The organism is Streptomyces murinus (genome assembly GCF_002154555.1).
GTDB lineage: Bacteria > Actinomycetota > Actinomycetes > Streptomycetales > Streptomycetaceae > Streptomyces > Streptomyces murinus.
The window spans coordinates 1-4,402 of sequence record NZ_MUNF01000574.1; the positions used below are offsets into that span (position 1 = coordinate 1).

Annotated in this window: 3 protein-coding genes; 1 reads left to right on the forward strand and 2 read right to left on the reverse strand. The window is 69.0% G+C overall.

Features of this window, described 5'->3' with window-relative positions:
* The first annotated feature begins 404 nt into the window (after positions 1-404).
* The gene (locus CCN72_RS29960) at positions 405-2,066 is read left to right on the forward strand and encodes a ricin-type beta-trefoil lectin domain protein (protein WP_244174550.1); all 1,662 of its coding nucleotides are present in this window, start codon (positions 405-407) and stop codon (positions 2,064-2,066) included.
* A gap of 116 nt (positions 2,067-2,182) precedes the next feature.
* Here CCN72_RS29960 and CCN72_RS29965 read toward each other — a convergent pair whose 3' ends face one another.
* The gene (locus tag CCN72_RS29965; protein ID WP_086811154.1) at positions 2,183-3,556 is read right to left on the reverse strand and encodes an RICIN domain-containing protein; all 1,374 of its coding nucleotides are present in this window, start codon (positions 3,554-3,556) and stop codon (positions 2,183-2,185) included.
* Between the two features lie 76 nt (positions 3,557-3,632).
* Positions 3,633-4,402, reverse strand: a 770-nt coding sequence (locus tag CCN72_RS29970; RefSeq protein ID WP_086811156.1) for a spherulation-specific family 4 protein, incomplete at its 5' end; no start/stop codon positions are given.

Below are 4,402 nucleotides of genomic sequence, written 5' to 3' on the forward strand. Positions count from 1 at the left end.
GGGAACGGGCGAGCAGTCGTGCGGGTGGGGTGGGGGTGCGGCGCCTGCCGGATCCAGCTGCCGTGCTCTGCCATGCTCGTCTTACCGCTTTTTACAAGCCGTGAAATTAGAGCCGCTCGACAATCTCCGTCAACCCCCGTGACACGGGGACAGCAGTCTTGACGGTATTGGTCTGCGCCAATACCGTCTGCTCGCACAGAACTCCACATGACTCAACACCGCGCATCGTCACCAGAGTTGACGATGCATCCGCCGGTTGGGGACGAGAGCCCGGCCGTCACCAGAGGCGGCACAGCGAACCGACGCGATCACGTCCTTCCTCGGAGGCCAGACCTATGCGACTACCCCCAAAGGCACCTCGCGGCGGGTGGAGGAGAGCGCTCTCTCTGCTTCCCGTCGTCGTGATGACGATGGCGGCCACGCTCACCACGACACTGAACGCCCAGGCGGCAGTGCCCCCCGCGCCGTCGGGCTTCACGCTCACGTGGAGCGACGACTTCAACGGCGCGTCCGGCACCGGCATCGATCAGAGCCTGTGGAAGTACGACACCGGGCCGGGCAGCAGCTTCGGCACCGGTGAGATCGAGACGATGACCAACAGCACCTCGAACGTCTACTACGACGGCCAGGGCCATCTGGTGCTCCAGGCCCTGCACTCGGGCTCCGACGCGCGCAGCGGATGGACCTCCGGGCGCGTGGAGACCCAGTCGGCGGGCTTCGGCGCCCCGGCGGGCGGGGTCGTACGCATCGAGTCCGTCCTCCAGCAGCCCAACGTCAACACCGCGAACGGCGCGGGCTACTGGCCGGCGTTCTGGATGCTCGGCGCGCCGCTGCGCTCCGGGGTGACCTGGCCGAAGTCCGGCGAGGTCGACATCATGGAGGACATCAACGGCCGCAGTTCCGTCTTCAGCACCCTGCACTGCGGTGTGAACCCGGGTGGGCCGTGCAACGAGTCGACCGGCATCGGCTCGGGTGAACGCGCCTGTTCGGGCTGCCAGACCGGCTTCCACGACTACGCGGCGGAGATCGACCGCTCGGTGTCGCCGGAGCAGATCAGGTTCTACCTCGACGGGAACAACTTCTACACGATCAACGCCAACCAGGTGGACGCGACGACCTGGTCCGACGCGGTCGACCATCCCTTCTTCATCATCTACGACCTGGCGATCGGCGGCGGCTTCCCGGACGCCTTCGGCGGGGGCCCGAACGCGGCCACGGTCTCCGGCGGCAAGCTGGTCATCGACTCGGTGTCCGTCTACAACAAGGCGCCCGGCTCCGGAGGCGGGGGTGGCGGCGGTTCGGTGAGCGGCCAGACGATCACCGGACCCGGCGGCAAGTGCGTGGACGTGGCGGGCGACGACACCGGCGGCGACGGCACCGCGGTCCAGCTCTGGGACTGCCAGTCGGCGGCCAAGGACCAGCACTGGACCTGGAGCGGCCAGACCCTCCAGACCCTCGGCAAGTGCCTGGACATCGCCGGCGGCAACAGCGCCGCCGGTACGAAGCTGCAACTCGCCACGTGCAACAGCGGCGGCTACCAGTCATGGGTGGGGCAACCCGACGGCACACTGCGCAACCCGACCAGCGGCCGGTGCATCGACTCGCCGTCGGGCGCCACCGCCAACGGCACCCGCCTCCAGATCTGGGACTGCAACGGCTCCGCCGCCCAGCAGTTCGCCATCGGCACCCCGATCTACGGACCGGGCGGCAAGTGCGTGGACGTGGCGGGCGACGACACCGGGGGCGACGGCACCGCGGTCCAGCTCTGGGACTGCCAGCAGGCGACGTCGCTCGACCAGAAGTGGACCTGGAACGGCCAGACCCTGCGCACGCTCGGCAAGTGCCTGGACATCGCGGGCGGGGTGAACGCGGCCGGCACGAAGCTCCAGCTGGCCAACTGCAACGGCGGCGGCTACCAGAACTGGGTCGCCAATGCCGACGGCTCGATGTCCAATCCGACCACCGGCCGGTGCATCGACTCGCCGTCGGGCGCCACCGCCAACGGCACCCGCCTCCAGATCTGGGACTGCAACGGCTCCGCCGCCCAGAAATTCTCACTGGCCTGAGGGAGCATGAGGAAGGACATCCCTGGCCGACATGAGGCAGGGCAGGCCGGAGGGCCGCACCCGACCGGTGCGGCCCTTCGGCGTATCGCCGCCGCGCGGCCGTCGTGGGACGGCTCTCAGCGGTAGTCGCCGGCCGGAGTCCACCACTTCTGCTGGGTGCCGCCCCAGCAGTCGAAGAGTTCGAGGTTCTTGTCGCCCCTGGTGCTGGACCCGTTCGCGACCTCCAGGCAGCGGCCGGACACGGGGTTGTAGATCTGGCCGTAGCGGCCCAGGACCCACTTCTGGTGCGCTCCCCCGTCGCACGGGTCGAGCCCGACGGGCGTGTGGTCGGCCGTGCCGTCCCCGGAGGCGCCCAGGCACAGGCCGTGGATCTGGAGGGTGTCGTCCTGGCCGATGGTCCAGTCCTGCGCGTCGCCGCCGTTGCAGTCCCAGATGTCGGCGACGGCCGGCGGCTTCGTGGCGTTGTTGTAGTCGTCCAGGCACAGGGACTGCCCGTCGCTGCCCTTGAGGCCGTACGTCAGAGGTGCGTGGACGGGTGCGTTCGGCGTCAGCCGCGCGTCGACGTCGCTGACCGAGGCCGTCGTGGAGCTGCCCGTGTTGCTGCTGACGATCTGCACACCGCGCAGGACGAAGGCGGACTTCGGGAGGTGCTCGGGGTTGACGTAGTCGACGTACTTGTCGAACAACTGGCTGAAGTCGTCGTCGATCGACGCCCAGGTGGCGTCCTTCATCAGGTCGGGGGCGCGCACCATGACCCGGCAGCCGTCGGGGCAGGTCATCGTCGTGTCGTCCCTGGTGTACCAGACGACACCGTTGCTGTCGGGCGCCTTGAACGTGCCGGGATCGTAGTGGACGACGGAGATCACGTCCGGGTGTGCCGAGCCGTGCTCGGAGTCCTCGAAGATGAGGTCCGTGGTGAGCAGCGCGCGCTTCTCGCCGCAGGTGAAGGGCTTGGTCTGCTGGATCTTCGCACGGTAGGAGACGTTGATCCGGCCGTCCGCGGCGGTGCGGTACGCACGGTCGGGCCCGGGTTTGAGCTGGGAGTCGGGGTAGGTGTAGCTGACGTTGGTCTCGTGCAGCCCGCAGACCCCGGAGGCGTCGTTCTGCATGGTCACCGTCTTGGCGGCGGTCCGGGTGGTGAAGGAATAGCCGGGTGAGGTGCCCCAGTTGGAGGTGTTCCAGCCGTAGGTGCCGATGTCCCAGGTGGGACGCTCGGGGCTCTTCCGGGTGAACTCCTCGGTACCGGCGAAGGCACCGCAGCCGGCGCTGCTGGTGCGTCCCGGATCGGGGGTCGTGTTCTTGTCCGGCGGGTCCTCCACGACCAGCGCGTAGCAGTCGTGCGCGGGGCCGGGGTCGTACAGCAGCGAGGAGGAGCCGGTGTCGGCCGCCGCGGGCTGCGTCAGGCGCGGCCACAGGGCCGGTACGAGGAGGAGCAGTGCGGAGAGTGCCAGTAGGGCGATTCTGCGGGGTGGGGCTGGTAGGGCCCTCATATAAGCGCTCCGATGGGTGGGAGGGGCCGCGCAGGACCAGGGGGCGTGACGGGCGGCGACCGGGACCGGGCCGCGGTCAGTTGACGGTGTTCACCTCGGCGGACCAGTACGACGGGAGGGTGTCCCACGGGTTGCCCCAGTCCTGGCCCGAGGGGCGGGAGTTGTCGTCGTCGGTGGCGTAGACGTAGCCCGCGTTGCGCTGCTTCGAGAGGGCGATGGCGTTCCGCATCCGCGGCTGGCTTCCCGTGGTGTGGATCAGGTGCCAGATCTTCGACGGGTCGGCCGATGCCTCCCAGGACTCGCGGTCGTCGCCGTAGTGGTTCACATAGTCGTCGTAGGTGCCCTCGAAGGTGACCAGTGTGTCGGCGGCCCCTGTGTAGCACTGCTCGGGCGAGGCCCCCGGGTTGATGACGACCTTGGCGTCGGCGTCCTTGCCCTTCACATAGGACTGGAGCCTCTTGTAGGCGTCGACGAAGGCGTTGGCGTCGGACGGGGTGCCGCAGGCGGTGAGGCCGTCGTCGAAGAAGATCCCGTCCAGGCCCGAACCGCCGTAGTAGCTGTACCACTTGTCGACGTTTCGCTCCGCGCCTTCGACCCAGTCGTCGATGGACGTGCCGCCGTCGGGCGCGGCCCCGCCCTTGGTGCCGAGATATCCGGAGTCGACGTATCCGATCACCTTCGTCCCGCCGTTGTGCGCCGTCCGGATGGCGTTCGCGTAGTCGCCGTCCTCGCTGTCGCCGGGTCCTGACCCCGGGTTGGCGACGGCCAGGCCCGCGCCGGGGGCCGGAGTGGACAGCTGTGGCCACAGATTGCCGGCACCCGAGTCACCCGAGTCACCCGAGTCAC